General features: G+C 75.6%; 17 protein-coding genes. 10 read left to right on the top strand and 7 right to left on the bottom strand.

The window, feature by feature from the left end; all coding sequences use genetic code 11:
• The 4 genes from WJX68_RS17170 to WJX68_RS17155 all read left to right on the top strand — a co-directional run.
• Positions 1 to 709, top strand: a 709-nt coding sequence (locus tag WJX68_RS17170) for a helix-turn-helix transcriptional regulator (protein ID WP_340292059.1), incomplete at its 5' end; no start/stop codon positions are given.
• Positions 710 to 834: 125 nt separating this feature from the next.
• Entirely contained in the window at positions 835 to 2130 is a 1296-nt protein-coding gene (locus tag WJX68_RS17165) for a cytochrome P450 (protein ID WP_340292057.1), read from the top strand.
• On the top strand, positions 2127 to 3824 hold the full coding sequence (locus tag WJX68_RS17160; protein WP_340292055.1) for a class I adenylate-forming enzyme family protein: 1698 nt from the start codon (positions 2127 to 2129) through the stop codon (positions 3822 to 3824). The genes WJX68_RS17165 and WJX68_RS17160 overlap by 4 nt, the downstream gene beginning before the upstream one ends.
• Positions 3825 to 4036: 212 nt before the next feature.
• On the top strand, positions 4037 to 4585 hold the full coding sequence (locus WJX68_RS17155; RefSeq protein WP_340292053.1) for a hypothetical protein: 549 nt from the start codon (positions 4037 to 4039) through the stop codon (positions 4583 to 4585).
• 6 nt (positions 4586 to 4591) lie between these two features.
• Here the strand turns inward: WJX68_RS17155 and WJX68_RS17150 are convergent, their stop codons facing one another.
• Positions 4592 to 4822 carry a hypothetical protein gene (locus WJX68_RS17150; RefSeq protein WP_340292051.1) on the bottom strand — a complete coding sequence of 77 codons (231 nt, stop codon included), beginning with the start codon at positions 4820 to 4822 and terminating at the stop codon, positions 4592 to 4594.
• A gap of 211 nt (positions 4823 to 5033) precedes the next feature.
• Between WJX68_RS17150 and tenA the strand changes: the two genes are divergently transcribed.
• Positions 5034 to 5702 (top strand): thiaminase II, encoded by a 669-nt coding sequence (gene tenA, locus WJX68_RS17145; protein ID WP_340292049.1) that lies wholly within the window; start codon positions 5034 to 5036, stop codon positions 5700 to 5702.
• A gap of 21 nt (positions 5703 to 5723) precedes the next feature.
• On the opposite strand, the gene WJX68_RS17140 is transcribed toward tenA, so the two are convergent.
• The 3 genes from WJX68_RS17140 to WJX68_RS17130 all read right to left on the bottom strand — a co-directional run bounded on the left by WJX68_RS17140 (position 5724) and on the right by WJX68_RS17130 (position 8377).
• Positions 5724 to 6128, bottom strand: coding sequence for a phage holin family protein (locus WJX68_RS17140; protein WP_340292048.1), 405 nt, complete (start codon positions 6126 to 6128; stop codon positions 5724 to 5726).
• A complete protein-coding gene (locus WJX68_RS17135; protein ID WP_340292046.1) occupies positions 6125 to 7375 on the bottom strand; it encodes a serine hydrolase domain-containing protein in 1251 nt (416 codons plus the stop codon). The genes WJX68_RS17140 and WJX68_RS17135 overlap by 4 nt, the downstream gene beginning before the upstream one ends.
• 201 nt (positions 7376 to 7576) lie before the next feature.
• Positions 7577 to 8377: a class I SAM-dependent methyltransferase gene (locus WJX68_RS17130; RefSeq protein WP_340292044.1), complete on the bottom strand. Its 801-nt coding sequence runs from the start codon at positions 8375 to 8377 to the stop codon at positions 7577 to 7579.
• A gap of 256 nt (positions 8378 to 8633) precedes the next feature.
• On the opposite strand from WJX68_RS17130, the gene WJX68_RS17125 reads away from it, so the two are divergent.
• Positions 8634 to 8891 (top strand): hypothetical protein, encoded by a 258-nt coding sequence (locus tag WJX68_RS17125; RefSeq protein ID WP_340292042.1) that lies wholly within the window; start codon positions 8634 to 8636, stop codon positions 8889 to 8891.
• 11 nt (positions 8892 to 8902) lie between these two features.
• Here WJX68_RS17125 and WJX68_RS17120 read toward each other — a convergent pair whose 3' ends face one another.
• Both WJX68_RS17120 and WJX68_RS17115 read right to left on the bottom strand, forming a co-directional pair.
• Positions 8903 to 9112 carry an FDXHR family putative zinc-binding protein gene (locus tag WJX68_RS17120; RefSeq protein WP_340292088.1) on the bottom strand — a complete coding sequence of 70 codons (210 nt, stop codon included), beginning with the start codon at positions 9110 to 9112 and terminating at the stop codon, positions 8903 to 8905.
• A gap of 19 nt (positions 9113 to 9131) precedes the next feature.
• A complete protein-coding gene (locus tag WJX68_RS17115; protein ID WP_340292040.1) occupies positions 9132 to 10310 on the bottom strand; it encodes a GNAT family N-acetyltransferase in 1179 nt (392 codons plus the stop codon).
• A 92-nt stretch (positions 10311 to 10402) separates the two neighbouring features.
• Here WJX68_RS17115 and WJX68_RS17110 point away from each other — a divergent pair, with 92 nt between their 5' ends.
• The gene (locus WJX68_RS17110) at positions 10403 to 12040 is read left to right on the top strand and encodes a CocE/NonD family hydrolase (RefSeq protein WP_340292038.1); all 1638 of its coding nucleotides are present in this window, start codon (positions 10403 to 10405) and stop codon (positions 12038 to 12040) included.
• A gap of 163 nt (positions 12041 to 12203) precedes the next feature.
• Here the strand turns inward: WJX68_RS17110 and WJX68_RS17105 are convergent, their stop codons facing one another.
• Complete coding sequence (locus tag WJX68_RS17105) at positions 12204 to 12575, bottom strand: hypothetical protein (protein WP_340292036.1); 372 nt, start codon at positions 12573 to 12575, stop codon at positions 12204 to 12206.
• A 424-nt stretch (positions 12576 to 12999) separates the two neighbouring features.
• Between WJX68_RS17105 and eat the strand changes: the two genes are divergently transcribed.
• The 3 genes from eat to eutC are packed head-to-tail and all read left to right on the top strand — an operon-like array spanning position 13000 to position 16477.
• Positions 13000 to 14388: an ethanolamine permease gene (gene eat / locus WJX68_RS17100; protein ID WP_340292033.1), complete on the top strand. Its 1389-nt coding sequence runs from the start codon at positions 13000 to 13002 to the stop codon at positions 14386 to 14388.
• Positions 14385 to 15761: an ethanolamine ammonia-lyase subunit EutB gene (locus tag WJX68_RS17095; RefSeq protein WP_340292031.1), complete on the top strand. Its 1377-nt coding sequence runs from the start codon at positions 14385 to 14387 to the stop codon at positions 15759 to 15761. Before eat ends, WJX68_RS17095 begins: the two co-directional genes overlap by 4 nt.
• On the top strand, positions 15758 to 16477 hold the full coding sequence (eutC, locus tag WJX68_RS17090; protein WP_340292028.1) for an ethanolamine ammonia-lyase subunit EutC: 720 nt from the start codon (positions 15758 to 15760) through the stop codon (positions 16475 to 16477). The genes WJX68_RS17095 and eutC overlap by 4 nt, the downstream gene beginning before the upstream one ends.
• Positions 16478 to 16503: the final 26 nt, after the last annotated feature.

Genomic DNA, 16503 nt, shown 5'->3' with positions numbered 1-16503 from the left:
GCGGGCGCTGTGCGCGCTGGGCGCCGCCGCGGCGGCCGCCCGGGCCGTCGCCGCGCGGGGGGCGGGCGCCGGCCGCGCCGGGGAGCACGCCGCGGCGGCCGCGGAGCTCGCGTCCGCCGCCGCGGTGACCGCGGAGAAGGGCCGGCCCCGGGGCACCGGGATCGGCCCGGCGGGGCGGGCCTGGCTGGCCCGGGCGCGCGCGGAGGCCGCCCGCGCCGCGGGCGTCGCGGGGCCCGAGCCGTGGGACGCCGTCGTCGACGCGTTCGCCGCCTACGGCGACGGCTACCGCGCCGCGCACGCCCGCTGGCGGCGGGCGGGGGCGCGGCTGGAGCGCGCCGCGGGGTCCGGCCACGGCGACGACGACCGGCGCGCCGCCGCCGGCGACCTCGCCTCGGCCGCCGCCCAGGCGCGGCGCCTGGGGGCCCGCCCGCTGGCCGACGCCGTCGAGGCGCTGACCCACCGGGCCGGGGACCTCGCGTCGCGGCCCTCCGCCGGTCCCCCCGGCTCACCGCTCACGCCCCGCGAGCAGGCGGTGCTCGAGCAGGTCGCGCGGGGGCTCACCAACCGGGCCGTGGGCGAGCAGCTGTTCATCTCCGAGAAGACCGTCAGCGTCCACCTGTCGCGCGCGATGGCGAAGCTGGACGCGTCGGGACGCGCCGAGGCGGTGGCGGTCGCGGTGGCGCGCGGGCTGGTGGCACCACCCACCTGACCGCGCGCGCACCCGGGCCGCTGTCCCGCCCGGACCCACCCCGGCCCGCACGGGCCGTGACGCGCACCACGGTGCGTACCTAGGGTCGGCCGTGCCGCACCAGCGCGGCGGGAAGGACGGCGACGATGCCGGACACGCAGGCCCGCACCGGGTACCACGGAGGCACCGACGGGATCGACCTGTCGGATCTGGATCACTTCTGGCCCGCGCCCCTGGAGCACCGGGCCGCCGCGTTCGACGCGCTGCGCTCCGCACCGGGTCCGCGCTTCTTCGAGCAGCCGCCCGGCCCCGTCCCCGAGCCGGGCCCCGGCTACTGGGCGCTGACCCGCTACGACGAGGTCGTCCAGGCCTCCCGCGCACCCGGCGTGTTCCGCTCCGGGCCGGGCGCGACGTCGGTCGCGGACATGCCCGACGCGTTCCTCGAGTTCTTCGGATCGATGATCAACACCGACGACCCGCGGCACGCCCGGCTGCGGCGCATCGTCTCGCGCGGGTTCACCCCCCGCCGTCTCGCCGGGCTGCAGGACACCGTGGAGCGCACCGCCCGCGAGATCGTCGACGACCTGCTGGCCGACGGCGAGGTCGAGGGCGTCGAGGCGATCTCCGCGCGGCTCCCGCTGCGGATCATCTGCGAGATGATGGGCGTGCCCGAGAGCCACCACCGCTTCGTCTACGACCGCACCAACGTCATCCTCGGGGCGAGCGACCCGGAGTACGTCCCGGACCGTGCGGACATCGTGACCGCCCTGCTCACCGCGGGCGGCGAGCTGGCGGCGCTGATGCGCGAGCTCGGGGCGGCCCGCCGCGCCGAGCCCACCGACGACGTCACCTCCGCGCTGGTCAACGCCGAGATCGACGGCGAGCGCCTCACCGACGACGAGCTGGCCAGCTTCTTCGTGCTGCTCGTCGTCGCCGGCAACGAGACCACCCGCAACGCCACGAGCTGGGGCCTGCAGCTGCTGACCGAGAACCCGGAGCAGCGCGCCGCCTGGCTGGCCGACCCGGCGGGCGTCACCCCGACCGCGATCGAGGAGATCGTCCGCTGGTCGTCCCCGGTGATCTACATGCGACGGACGCTGTCCGAGCCCACCGTCGTCGGCGGGACCGAGTTGCCCGCCGGGGCCAAGACGGCGCTGTTCTACTGGTCGGCGAACCGGGACCCGGAGCACTTCACCGACCCGGAGGTCTTCGACGTCCGCCGCTCCCCCAACCCGCATCTCGGCTTCGGCGGGCCGGGACCGCACTTCTGCCTGGGCGCGCACCTCGCGCGGCGGCAGCTCGCGACGCTGTTCACCGAGCTCCTGCGGCGGGCGCCCCGGGTGGCCGTCACCGGCGAACCCCGGAGGCTGCGCTCGATGTTCATCAACGGCATCACCCGGCTGCCGGTCGTCGCCGACGGCGGGGCGGGGGTGCTCGCGTGATCGCCCGCTCCCCCGTCGCGGCCCTGGAGGTCCCGGCGCTGCCGGCCACCGCGACGCTGCTCGGCGCGGCCGCGACGTTCGGCGACGCCGTCGTGCTGCACCAGGCCGGGCACGAGGTCACCTTCCGCGGCCTGCTGGCCCGGGCGTCGGCGTTCGCGCACGCACTGCGCGCGGACGGGATCGGGCGCGGCGACGTCGTCGCGCTGCACCTGCCGAACTGCCCGCAGTACGCCGTCGCCTACTGGGGGACGCTGCTCGCGGGGGCGACGGTGACCCCGGCGAACCCGCTGCTCGGCCCGGCCGACCTGGGCGCGCAGCTCGCCGACGCGGGCGCCGCCGTCGTCGTCAGCTGGGAGGCGGCGCTGCCCGCCGTGCTGGCCGCGCGGCCCGCGACCGCGCTGCGCCGGGTGCTCGCCACCGGTGCGCAGGGCGACCCGCAGGACCTGCCGCCGGACGTGACCGGGCTGGGCGCGCACCTGGGCGGGCACCCGGCGACGCCGCCGGACCCCGACCCCGGGCTCGACCCGGACCGCGACCTGGCCCACCTCGCCTACACCGGCGGCACGACCGGCCGGTCCAAGGGTGTGCGGGTCGCGCACCGCCACGTCCTGACCAACGCGCTGCAGTCCGCGTGCTGGGGCACCGGCGCGCGGCCGGGCGTCGTCGACACCCCCCACGGCCCCGGTGTGGTGCTGACCGACCCCGGCCCGGCCGCGGAGTTCCCGACGCCGATCGGCCAGGGCCGGGTCATCGGCATCGCCCCGTGGTTCCACGCGATGGGCACCATCGGCGGGCTGCACGTGCCGCTGCTGACCGGGGCGACGACGATCGTCCACGCCCGCTTCGACCCGCGCGCCTACCTCGCCGACGCCTCCCGCTTCGCGGTCACCTCGCTGTCCGGGGCGCCGCCGGTGTACGCGGCGCTGCTGGCGCACCGCGACGCCGCGGGCGACCTGTCCTCGGTGCGGTCGCTGACCTCCGGGGCGGCGCCGCTGCCGGTGGAGATCATCCGCGCGCTGCGCGACTGGTTCGGCGAGGACCTCGTCGTCTCCGAGGGCTACGGCCTGACCGAGGTGACGATGGCCGCCACGCTCGGCCCGGCGGGGCGCTCGGCCGAGCGCCGGGTGGGCACCGTCGGCCTGCCGGTCGCCGGGACGGAGATCAGGATCTCCGGCCCGGACGGCGAGGAGCTCGACGCGGGCGCCGAGGGCGAGGTGTGGATCCGCGGCCCGCAGGTGACCGGCGGCTACCACCACCGCCCCGACGAGACCGCCGCCGCCTTCGATGACGACGGCTGGCTGCACACCGGCGACGTCGGCGTCCTCGACGGGGACGGCTACCTGCGCATCGTCGACCGGCTCAAGGACATGCTGCTCCACAAGGGCTACAACGTGTACCCGCGCGACCTGGAGGAGCGGCTGATGGGGCTGCCCGGGGTGACCGGTGCCGCGGTCGTCGGGCGCCCGGTGGGGGTGGACGGGGAGCACCCGGTCGCGTTCCTGACCGCGCCCGCCGCCGACGGGGCCGCGGTGCGCGCCGCCGTCGACGGGCTGAACGAGGGCCTGCTGCCCTACCAGCGGCTGCGCGAGGTGTACGTGGTGGAGGCGATCCCGGTCTCCGCGGCGGGCAAGGTGCTCAAGCGCGACCTGCGCGAGCAGCTCCCGACCCCTCCGGCGGAGGTGGCGAAAGGGTGACGGGCGGCGACGCCTGGTGACGACGGGGCGGCCGGGCGGGTAGGACCGTCCCTCCGTCGGGTGGAGTAGTCACTCCGACGGTTGGCGGAACGGGTGACCGGATAACAGGCTGGACGTACGACACGACAGACGGGGCAGAAGCAGGAACCGGCGGCGCGCACCGGATCCCGAGGAAACCCCGTATCGACTCCCCCGAGATCGTGGTGATCGTCATGTCCGCGCCCGCCGTCCGCATCCCCAGCCCGCGTCGCCCCGTCGGCGCCACCGTGCCGCCCGTCCCCGCCCCGCGTGGCGGTGCGGTCGTGCCGGGTGCGGCCGAGGGGCGTCACCGTCGCCGTGAGCAGCACGTGGAGGTGCCGGCGCCGCGCCGCGAGCGCTCGACCTCGCCGCAGGTCCCCGGTGTCCCGGCCCCGCGCCCGGCCTCGCCCGGCTCGGCGGCGCGCCCGGTCCCGCCGGCCGCGGTCCGGCGCCCGGCCCGGTCCGCACCCGTGACGCCCACCGCGCGCCCGGCCCGGCCCGCGCCCGTGACGCCCACCGCGGGCCCGGTCATGCCGCCGGCGCGGTCCACCGGGCGCCCGGTCGCACGGCACGCGTCGCCGCAGCCCTCGGCCGCGGCACGGGCACTGGTCGTGCTCGGCCGGGTCGGCAGCCTCACCACGATCGCGGCGATGCTGGTCGTCTCGGCCGCGCTCGCCGGTCTCACCGACGGCAACCCGCCGACCGGTGCGGCCGCCGACGTCGCCGTCACGACCCTGCGCTGAGCGGGCTCAGGCGGCGTCGGGGCGCGCCGACCGGTCCGGCGGTGTCGCCTTCATGACGTGGTCGACCAGGCCGGCCACCAGCCCGTTGCCGCCGAGGCGGTAACCGAAGTCCTCCCAGCCGAGCAGCTCGCGCGAGATGAGCTCGCCGACCGGGCCGGGGTAGATGCGGGTCGCGCGGAACGCGGCGGCCCGCATCCGCATCTTCTCGTGGTGATCCATGGCAGTGGGCTGGCTCATGCCCTCACCTCCGCGTCGGGGACTGGACTGCGGCGCGTCCTCCGCGCTGAGTGGCCCGCCTGTCCCCATGGTGACGCACGCCCGGCCGTCCGCCACCGGACGTGCGCAGCGTCTCAGCCGCGGTGTCACCGGCCCGTGCACGGCGGGTCACCGCGGTGTTGCCGGGTCGATCACCGGCGCCGGGGCCGCCGGGCGCGGATACGGTGACGGCATGGCCGACCGCACGCGGGACCTGCTCTGGTCCGACGTCGAGACCCTGTACGCCGCGATCCTCGACCACCCGTTCGTCACCGGGCTCACCGACGGCTCCCTGCCGCACGAGACGTTCCGGCACTACATCGTCCAGGACGCGCACTACCTGCGCGGCTACGCGAAGGCGCTCACCGTGTGCGCCGCGAAGGCCCCGACCGACGACGACACCCTGATGTTCGCCGAGCACGCCGCCGGCGCGATCGCCGCGGAGCGGGAGCTGCACGCGGACCTGCTGGGCGCGCTCGGCCTGACCTCCGAGCAGGCCCGCACGCTGCCGGTCGCCCCGGCCACCCGCGCCTACGTCAGCTACCTGCTCGCCGCCGCGTACGGCGGGTCCTACGCCGAGGGCGTCGCCGCCGTGCTGCCCTGCTACTGGATCTACGGCCGGGTCGGCGAGCACCTGGTCGGCGCGGGGTCGCCGGACCCGGTCTACCAGCGCTGGATCGACATGTACGCCGGCGAGGAGTTCCACGACGTCGTCGAGGCGGTGCTCGACGCGACCGACCGGATCGGCGCGACCGCCTCCGACGACGAGCTGGCCCGCATGCGCGAGCACTTCACGACGACCTCGCGCTACGAGTGGATGTTCTGGGACGGGGCCCACCGCCGCGAGACCTGGCCGGTCTGAGCACCGGAGCGGCGGCCGGGCTCAGCGGCCGTCGAACCGGTCCGGGATCACCAGGTGCAGGAAGAACGACACGATCCCGACGACGATCGCGCCCCAGAAGGCGGCCCAGAACCCGTCGACGGCGAACGGCAGGTTCAGCACCGAGGACAGCCAGCCGGTGAGCAGGAACATCAGCGCGTTCACCACGAGCGCGAACAGCCCGAGCGTGAGGACGTAGAGGGGGCAGCCCAGCGTCGCCACGACGGGCTTCACCACGGCGTTGACCAGCCCGAACACCAGGGCCACGCCGATCAGGGTGAGGATCGAGGTGCTCGTCGTGGCGCTCTCCAGCCGGATCCCGCCGACCAGCACCGTCGCCACCCACAGGGCGGCGGCGACGACGAGGGTCCGGATCGTGAAGGCGAGCGCGGGGCTCGGTGGGGTCATCGGTCGGTCACCGCCTGCTGGACCAGCGTCTGGAGCTGGGATCGGATGGGGTAGGTGCTGGAGGGTACGAGCTGGGTCATGAAGACGACGGCGATGTCGTCGACCGGGTCCACCCAGAACGCGGTCGACGCCAGTCCGCCCCAGGCGAACGTGCCCTCGTTGGCGAAGCCCTTGGTCGCGGCGCCGTCGACGACGACGGAGAAGCCGAGCCCGAACCCGACCCCGGCGAACGCGGACTCGGCGAAGATGGGCCGCCCGACGGAGTCGAGGTCGCCGCCGCCGGGCAGGTGGTTGCGGGTGGCGCGGGCCAGCGTGCGCGGGCCGAGGATGCGCACGCCGTCGAGCTCGCCGCCGCGGGCGAGCATCCGGGCGAAGCGCAGGTAGTCCCCCGTGGTGGACAGCAGCCCGCCGCCGCCGGAGAGGAAGGTGGGCTCGCGGGTCGCCGCCCGGGCGAGGACCTTGTTCTCGACCAGCCCGCCGCCGGGCCGGGCGTTGTAGAGGGTCGCGAGCCGCTGCGCCTGCGGCGAGCCCTCGGGCACCGAGAACACGGTGTCGGTCATCCCGAGCGGGCCGGTGATCTCCTCGCGGAGGAACTCGTCGAGCCGGCGTCCGGAGGCGGCCTCGACGACGTGGCCCAGCACGTCGGTGGCCACGGAGTAGTTCCACTCCGTACCGGGCTGGAACAGCAGCGGGAACGACGCGAAGTGCTCGCACGCCGTCGCGAGGTCCATGCCGGAGGGGGCGCCGAACTCGAAGCCCTTCGCGCGGTAGATCTCGTCGACGGGGTGGGCGTGGTGGAAGCCGTAGGTCAGGCCGGCGGTGTGGCTGAGCAGGTGGTGCACCCGCACGGGCTCGCGCGCGGCCTCGGTCCCCGGGTTCTGCGCGGACCCGCCGCGGTAGACGCGCTGCTCGGCGAACGCGGGGATCCAGCGCGACACCGGGTCGGTGAGCTCGAGCGCGCCGCGCTCGGCGAGCATCAGCGCGGCCACCGAGGTGATCGGCTTGGTCATCGAGTAGATGCGCCACAGGGTGTCGTCGGTGACGGGCGTGCCGGAGTCGACGTCGCGCCGGCCGTGGTGCGACAGGTGCACGAGCCGGTCGTGCCGGGCGACGGCGATGGTCCAGCCGGCGAGGCGGCCGTCGTCGACGTAGCGGCGGAAGTGGGTGTCGATCCGGGCGAGCCGGGCGGGGTCGAGACCGACCTCCGCGGGGTCCGCCTCCGGCGTTCCGGCACTCGGGGAGGTCACCTGCGCGACCCTACCCGCGGGCGGCGTCCACAGTTCTGATGATCCGCCGACCCGGCGCGTCACCCGGACGGGGCGCGCTCGTACTACCGGTCGTGCCCTGCGGGGTGCGGACGCCGGCGGGGGCCGGCGCCCGCAGCACGCGCCGTGGCCGCCCGACCGGGGAGCCGGGGCGGGCCACGGCGCGGCCGGGCCGGGCCGGGCTCAGGCCGCGAGGATCTCGTAGCGCGCGAGCCGCTCGCCGCGCAGCGCGGTGGCCCGCAGCGCCGCGGCCAGCGCCCGCGACGGCCGGGGCAGCCGGGCCGCGACGGCCGCGGGCGGGGCGCCGGCGTCGCAGTGGCCGGTCAGGCGCAGCCCCCACGGCTCCAGCTCGTGCGGGTCCTCGCACGTCCAGTCCACGGCCATCTCCCGCAGCGGCCCGGACGCGAGCCGGTCGGCCGCGGCCCGGGAGAGCAGGTCGGTGACCAGCTCGGCCCCGGGCAGCATCCGCGCCGCGGTGAACACGATCCGCTGCACGCCCTGCTCGGGCAGCAGCGTCAGCACCCGGTCGGAGACGACGAGGTGCGGCCCGGGCAGGTCGCGGGCCAGCTCGAGCCAGTCCTCGTCCAGGGCCGAGCCCGCGACGAGGTGGGCCGGCGCGGCGAGCAGCTCGCGGCGCAGCTCGGCCACCCCGGGCAGCTCGACGTCGACCCAGTGCGCGGGCCCCTCGGCGCCCAGCCGCCGGGCCCGGTCGCCCAGGCCCGGCCCGAGCTCGACGACGGTCCCGTCCGGGTGCCGGCGCGCGAAGTCGCGCACCCACTCGTCGAGGACGGCGACCCGCAGCAGGGTGGCGAGGGTGTCGGCGCGGCCGGGGGCGGCGCCCAGGTCGAGGCCGTCGGCGACCTCCGCGGCCACCGGGTCGTTCACGACCGGGTGGCGGCGCCGGGCGTCGCGGGCGCGGGCGTGCGCGGCGGGCAGCGAGGTCGCCTCGATCGCCTGCAACCGCGGACGGCGTCGTTGCGTCACGGTGTCCTTCCCCCTTCCAGCGGGCCGTCGCACGGGCGTCGGTGCTGGTCGCGCGAACGTACTAGGAGCGCGGGGAGGTACCCGACCCGGGAGGCGCCGGGCGGTGGGTGACCGGCGGCCGGTGGCGCGCGAACGGTCCCCGTCCGGGTGGGGCAGGACACCCTGTCGCCGGGCACCGATGACTTCCGGGCACGGGGACGGTCGATCGGGGTGCGGGCGCGTGCCCGCACCGTGCCGACGGGGAGGGGGTGGAGCGATGATCGAGGCCGGGCCGGCGCACACCCGCACCGTCGTCCTCGCCCCCGGTGAGGTCCGGCCGCACGTCGAGGACGAGTGGCGGGGCGCGCTCGTCGTCGTCGACGCGGGCGAGATCGAGCTGTGCTGCGCGGCCGGCGGGAGCCGGACGTTCGCGGCCGGGTCGGTGCTGTGGTTCACCGGGCTGAACCTGGTGCGGGTGCGCAACCCCGGCGGCGCCGACGCGGTGTTCCGCGGGATCACCCGCGGGCCGCCCTGACCCCGCGCCGGTCAGCGGGTCGCGTCGAGCGCCCGCAGCCAGATGCCGTTGCGGGTCGGGACCAGGCCGAGCTCTCGCGGGTCGCCCACGCACACCCCGCGGGTGCGGTGGGCGTCCCACAGCTCGGCGTCGTCGAACACGGCGCCGCAGCCGCCGAAGCGGCGGCAGCAGTGCGCCCGGTCCGGCCCCACCCACTCGGTGCCGCAACAGGACATCCGCATGATCCGCACGGCGGGCAGGCTACGGCGTACCCCCGACAGTTCCGGACGGCGACGGCACCGGGTCCCCGGCGAGCAGCTCGTACCAGACGCCGTCGTCGACGATCTCGTTCGCGAACCCGTGCACGCCGTCGCCGCGCGGGGTCCCCCACAGCCGGAACCCGGCGCGCTCGGCGACGCGGCGGCTGGCGGCGTTGTCCGCGGCGGCGCCGATCTGCAGCCGGTGGCGGCCCATGCCGCCGTCGGCGACCGGGGTGAAGGCGTGGGCCACCAGGCGGCGCACCGCCGCGGACACCGCGCCGCGGCCGCGGGCGTCGGGGTGGGCCCGGTAGCCGATCTCCGCGCCGGTCGGGGTGTAGGGCCGGTCGGTGCCGAACAGCGTCACGACGGCGAGGTAGCGGTCGTCGTCCGGGTCCGCGACCGTCCAGGTGACGGCGGCGCCGAGCGACGGTTCGAGCTGCTGGGCGCGCAGCCAGCGGCGGGCGTCGTCGTCGGTGTACGGGACGGGCAGCGTGGCGCTCCACCAGCGCGCGTCCGGGTCGTTGCAGGACTCGACGTGCCGCGGGAGGTCCGCCGCGCAGGGCGGGCGGAGCCGGACGCCGTCGCCGTCGAGCACCGGGTGCGGCCACCAGGTCGTCGCCGGCTCCCGGTCCGCGACGGGCGTGCCCGGCAGCAGGACGGCCGTCCACGCGTCGACGAGCCCGCCCTCCGCGGGCAGCGCCAGCGTCCGGACGCCGTCGAAGCGGAAGCCGCAGGCGTGCGCGACCCGCCAGGACGCGACGTGCCCGGCGCGGGCGTCCCAGTGCAGCGCGGCGAACCCGGCGACGTCGAAGCCCCAGTCCGCGGCGAGCCGCAGCGCCCGGCTCGCCCACCCGCGGCCACGGGCCCACGGTGCGAGCAGGAACCCCACCGACGGGACCGGGTCGCGGCGCAGGTCGACCGACCCGGCCCAGCGGGGGCGGCCGCCGTCGGCGGCCTCGACCGCCCACACGAACTGCCGGCCACCGGCCCACCGGCGCGCCGACGCGGCGATCCACTCGTGGGCCTCCCGCTCGCCGGAGGCCGGGTCCAGGCTGGTCCAGCGCTGCACGACCGGGTCGCGGTAGGCCTCCAGCATCCCGGGGACGTCGGCGGCGGCCGGGGCGCGCAGGGTCACCGTCCCGTCGGTGAGCACGGGCGCGGTGGCGGGCGGCGCGGGCACGATCGTCTGGCTACCGGGCGTGCACGGTCGGGGCAACCGGGTTCTCCTACGATCGAGGGTGCCCGCAGGGGGTGGGCGAGGGGGAGGTGCGCATGACCGCGCTCACGGAGCGCCTGGTCGACCGTCGGCTCGGTTTCGGCGACGCCGGACCCTACGTGCGCGAGCGCGACCTGCGGGTCCCGCTCTCCGACGGCGTCGTGCTGCTCGCCGACCTCTACCGCGCCCCCGGCCCGCTGCGGCCGCGACCGACGGTGCTGATGCGCACCCCCTACGGCCGCGACGGCCTGGGCTCGATCATCGGGTCGCTGCTGGCCCGGCGCGGGTTCCAGGTGCTCGTGCAGTCCACCCGGGGCACGTTCGGCTCCGGCGGGCAGTTCCGGCCGTTCCTGCACGAGAGCGCCGACGGGCTCGACACCCTGGCCTGGGTGCGTGCCCAGGACTGGTGCGACGGGCAGGTCTCGATGGTCGGGCCGAGCTACGTCGGCCACACCCAGTGGGCGGTCGCCCCCTACGCCGACCCGGGCCTGCGCTCGATGAACGCCGACATCACCGCATCGGAGTTCACCTCCACGTTCTACCCGGGCGGGGCGCCGGGCCTGCTCAACCTCGCCACCTGGGTCAACCAGATCGGCCGCCAGGAGCGCCTGGGCGCGGTCACCGGCTTCCTCGCCACGCCGGTCTTCAGCCGCCGCAAGCGCCGCGCGGTGGCCGCGCAGCCGCTGCAGGCCGCCGACGTCGCCCTGACCGGCGCGCCGGTGATGTTCTGGCGCGACTTCGTCGAGCACGCCGAGTCCCCGCGCGAGTTCTGGGCACCCGCCGAGCACGACGGCTTCGACGCCGCCGCGATGCCCCCGGTGTGCATGGTGACCGGCTGGTGGGACCTGTTCCTCGACCGGCAGCTCGTCGACTTCACCGCGCTGCAGCGCGGCGGCGCGACCGCCCGGATCACGATCGGGCCGTGGACGCACGGCGACCGCGGCTCGCTGCCGACGATCGCGCACGAGATGGTGCACTGGCTCGGGGTCCACCTGCACGGCGACGGGCACGACGGCCGGGCACCCGTGCGGGTGTACGTCCAGCACGCCGACCGCTGGACCGACCTGCCCTGCTGGCCGCCGCCGGAGGCCCGGCCGACCGAGTGGTACCTCGACGCCGGCGGCGGGCTCGGCCCGGACCGCCCGGCCGGTGCCGCGGAGCCGTCGGGCTTCGTCTACGACCCGGACGACCCGACGCCGACCGTCGGCGGGCCGATGCTGCAGCCGCCGTCCAAGCAGCACGACAACCGGGCCGTCGAGGCCCGCCCGGACGTGTGCGTGTGGACCGGACCGGCGCTGGAGTCCGACCTCGACCTGCTCGGCCCGGTGTCGGCGGTGGTCTACGTGCGCACCGGCTCCGGCATCGGGGACGTGTTCGTGCGGCTCTGCGACGTCGCGCCGGACGGGCGGTCGGAGAACGTCACCGACGCGATGCACCGGCTGGTGCCCGGGCGCGAGGCCACCGCACCGGACGGGACGACCGTCGTGCGGATGACGCTCAGCCCGACCGGCTACCGCGTCCGCGCCGGGCACCGGCTGCGCGTGCAGGTCGCGGGTGCGGCGTTCCCGCGCTTCGCCCGCAACCCCGGCACGGGCGAGCGGACGGCGACGGCCGTGCACGGCGCACCGATCCGCTACGAGGTGCTGCACGATTCCGAGCACCCCTCGCACGTGGTGCTGCCGCACCATCCCTGACCCGTACGGGGGTCACCCGGAAAGGCACCCGGGAAAGGCCGGGAAAGGGTCGGAGAATCGGTCCGGACATACGGGAATCCCCCGCTCCGGTCGGAAGAGCGGGGGATTCCCGGAAATGCGGGCCGTGATCCGGGAAGACGGTCCCGGATCGCGGCGGCAGGACTCAGTCCTGGAAGTTCGCCTGGCGGTCGCCCTGCGAGCAGTCGTTGAAGCTGGGGGCGTCCTCGCCGTTGGTGGCCTGGCCACCGAGGATGCCCAGGACGCTGGCGGCGACGTCGGCGCTGTTCAGCGAGCAGCCCAGGACGTTGGCGTTGTTGAGGGCGTTGACGTCGCCCACGTTGACCAGGCCGGTCTGGTTGCCGCTGATGCGGTCCTTCTCCAGGTTGTTGATCTGGTCGGCGTTGACGCGGTCGCCGCCGTGGTGGCCGTGCCCGTGGCCCTTGTCCCAGCCGCCGTCACCCGCGAAGGCCAGCGGGGAGATGGCGAGCAGACCAGCGGTGACGCCGGCGGTCAGGATTCCAGCCTTCTTCAGCACAGTTACTTCTCCGTTGTGTACGGGGTCCGAGTCGGACCGGCGTGTTCGGCGTGGGTTCGGGAGCCCCGCCGATGCACAGAACGCTATCCGGTCGATCCACGATCCGACGAACTTTCTACCACCATCGGACGAGTGGCATTACTGCCCGCGAGGTTATTGCTCTTTTCCGGGATCCGGGCGCCGCCGGAACCGTCGCGTCCGGCCGCACTCCACGACGGACCGTCACCACAGTGGACCCGAACGGACGCGCATCCTTCGCCGATACCACGCTGCGTGACGTGCACTCCGCTCGACCGTGGCGGTGCGCCACCCTGTCGCGTTGCGTCACACGGCCTCCGTCGCCGTCACACAACCCTCACAACGGCGTATCCCGCTCGACCGGGGGATGTCCCTACGATCCGTCCACCCCACGAGCGGAGGCCCCATGAGCGACGCCGACTACCTGGCCCGACGGCAGCTGCGCACCGGCGCCGCGGGCTGGGTCCTGCTCGCCGGTCTCGGCGTGAGCTACGTCGTCTCCGGTGACTACTCGGGCTGGAACTTCGGCCTGGCCCAGGGCGGGTTCGGCGGCCTGCTGGTCGCGGGCGTCGTCATCGCCGCCATGTACTTCGCGATGGTGCTGGGCATGGCCGAGCTGTCCTCGGCGCTGCCCGCGGCCGGCGGCGGCTACACCTTCGCCCGCCGCGCGCTCGGCCCGTGGGGCGGCTTCGCGACCGGCACCGCGATCCTCATCGAGTACGCGATCGCCCCGGCCGCGATCGCCACGTTCATCGGCGCCTACGTCGAGTCGCTCGGCCTGTTCGGCATCACCGACGGCTGGTGGGTCTACCTGGCCGCCTACGTGCTGTTCATCGGCATCCACATCGCCGGGGTCGGCGAGGCCCTCAAGGTCATGTTCGTGATCACCGCGGTCGCGGTGCTCGGCCTGCTGATCTTCGCCGTCGCCGCGGTGCCGCTGTTCGACGCGGCCAACCTGGTCGACATCGCGCCGACCGCGGCGGCGGGCGCCTCGCCGTTCCTGCCCTACGGCTGGCTGGGGATCTGGGCGGCCGTGCCGTTCGCGATCTGGTTCTTCCTCGCGCTGGAGGGGGTGCCGCTGGCCGCCGAGGAGGCCCGCGACCCCGCCCGCAACGTGCCGCGCGGGATCGTCGCGGCGATGCTGGTCCTGCTGGTGACCGGCGCGCTGGTGCTGGTGCTGGCGACCGGGGCGCTGGGCGCGCAGGCGCTGTCGGAGTCGGGGAACCCGCTGGTCGAGGCCCTCGGCGGGTCGGCGGCCGGGGTCGTCGTCAACTACGTCGGGCTCGCCGGTCTCGTCGCGAGCTTCTTCTCCATCATCTACGCCTACTCCCGCCAGACGTTCGCGCTGTCGCGCGCCGGCTACCTGCCGCGCGTGCTGTCGGTGACCAACGGGCGCAAGGCGCCGACGCTCGCCCTGATCGTGCCGGGCGCGGTCGGCTTCCTGCTCTCGCTCACCGGGCAGGGCGACGTGCTGCTGAACATGGCGGTGTTCGGGGCGGCGCTGTCCTACGTGCTGATGATGGTCAGCCACATCGTGCTGCGCCGGACCGCGCCGGAGATGCCGCGGCCGTACCGGACCCCGGGCGGGGTGGCGACGACCGGGTTCGCGCTGGTCGTCGCGGTGCTCGCGGTGATCGCGACCTTCCTCGTCGACCCGGTCGCGGCCGGCGCGACCCTCGGCGCGTTCGCGCTGTTCATGCTGTACTTCGCGCTCTACTCCCGGCACCACCTGGTCGGCGCGGCGCCGGACGAGGAGTTCGCGGCGCTGGCGGCGGCGGAGGAGGAGCTCACGTGACGGTCCGCCGCGCCACCCTCGGGGGCCGCACCCACGAGTTCGCCGACCTGCGGGCGCTGCTGGCCGCGGCCACGCCGCCCCGTTCCGGCGACGTCCTCGCCGGCGTCGCCGCCCGGTCGGAGCAGGAGCGGGTCGCCGCCCAGTCCGTGCTCGCCGACCTCCCGCTGGCGACGTTCCTCGAGGAGCAGGTCGTCCCCTACGACGAGGACGAGGTCACCCGCCTGATCCTCGACTCGCACGACCGCGCGGTGTTCGCGCCGGTCGCGTCGATGACCGTCGGCGAGTTCCGCGAGCACCTGCTCGACCCGGCCGTCGACACCACCGCGCTGGCCGCCGGGCTGACCCCGGAGATGGTGGCGGCGACGTCGAAGCTCATGCGGCTGCAGGACCTGATCACCGTCGGGCGCCGCACGCCGGTCGTGACGGCGTTCCGCTCGACGGTGGGCCTGCCCGGAACGATGGCGACGCGGCTGCAGCCCAACCACCCCACCGACGACCCGGCCGGGGTGACGGCCTCCATCGTGGACGGGCTGCTGCTCGGCTGCGGCGACGCCGTCATCGGCATCAACCCGGCGACGGACTCGGCGCAGCGCACCACCGAGCTGCTGCACCTCATCGACGAGGTCCGCACCCGCTACGACATCCCCACCCAGTCCTGCGTGCTCGCGCACGTCACGACCTCGATCGAGATCATGGAGCGCGGCGCACCGGTGGACCTCGTGTTCCAGTCGATCGCCGGGACCGAGGCCGCGAACTCCGGGTTCGGGGTGACGCTGGCGATGCTGCGCGAGGCGCACGAGGCGGCGCTGTCGCTGGGCCGCGGCACGGTCGGCACGCAGTGCATGTACTTCGAGACCGGGCAGGGCAGCGCGCTGTCCGCCGACGCCCACCACGGCGTCGACCAGCAGACGCTGGAGGTACGCGCCTACGCCGTCGCGCGGGCGTTCGACCCGCTGCTGGTCAACACCGTGGTCGGGTTCATCGGGCCCGAGTACCTGCACGACGGCAAGCAGATCACCCGCGCCGGGCTCGAGGACCACGTGTGCGGGAAGCTGCTGGGCGTCCCGATGGGCGTCGACGTCTGCTACACCAACCACGCCGAGGCCGACGCCGACGACACCGACGCGCTGCTCACCCTGCTCGGCGCCGCCGGCTGCTCGTTCGTCATCTGCGTGCCCGGCGGCGACGACGTGATGCTGCACTACCAGTCGCTGTCGTTCCACGACGCGCTCTACGCCCGTCAGGTGCTCGGGCTGAGGCCCGCGCCGGAGTTCGAGTCCTGGCTGACCGCGATGGACATGCTCGACGGCGACGGACGCCTGCGCGACCTGCCGGCCGGCGCCGTCCGGACCCTGACGGCGGGTGTCCGGTGAACGACCCGCTGGACGTGCTGCGCGCCTCCACCCGCGCCCGGGTCGCGCTGGGCCGGGCCGGGGACGCGCTGCCGACCGCGCGGCTGCTGGAGCTGCGCGCCGCCCACGCGGCGGCCCGCGACGCCGTGCACACCCCGTTGGACGTCGATGCGCTGCGGCCCCGCATCGAGTCCCTGGGGGTGACGACGCTGCGCGCCGCCGGGGCTCCGCGCGACCGCGCCGAGTACCTGACCCGTCCCGACCTGGGACGACGCCTCGCCGAGGGCACCGAGCTGCCGCGCGGGGAGCACGACGTGGTGCTCGTCGTCGCCGACGGGCTCTCGCCGCGCGCGGTCGCCGAGCACGCCCCCGGGATGCTCGCCGAGATCCTCGACCGGCTCGAGGGCTGGCGGGTCGCGCCGGTCGTCGTCGCCACCCAGGCGCGGGTCGCGCTGGGCGACGAGATCGCGACCGCGGTCGGGGCCCGCCACGTCGTGGTGCTCGTCGGGGAACGGCCCGGCATGAGCTCCGTGGACTCGCTGGGGCTCTACTTCACCTACGACGCCCGCCGCGGCCGTCGCGACTCCGAGCGCAACTGCATCTCCAACGTCCGCCCGCCGCACGGCACCGGCTACGCGGCCGCCGCGACGACGCTGGCGATGCTGATGGCCGAGGCACGGCGGCTCAAGCTGTCCGGGGTGGGGCTGAAGGCCGATCCGGCGCTGCCGTCACCCTGATCACGTTCCGGGGCGAAACACCTGTT

This window comes from Pseudonocardia spirodelae (assembly GCF_037727765.1).
Taxonomy (GTDB): Bacteria; Actinomycetota; Actinomycetes; order Mycobacteriales; family Pseudonocardiaceae; genus Pseudonocardia; species Pseudonocardia spirodelae.
The sequence above is the reverse complement of the archived record's forward strand: the minus strand, read 5'-3'. Positions and strand labels throughout refer to the sequence as shown.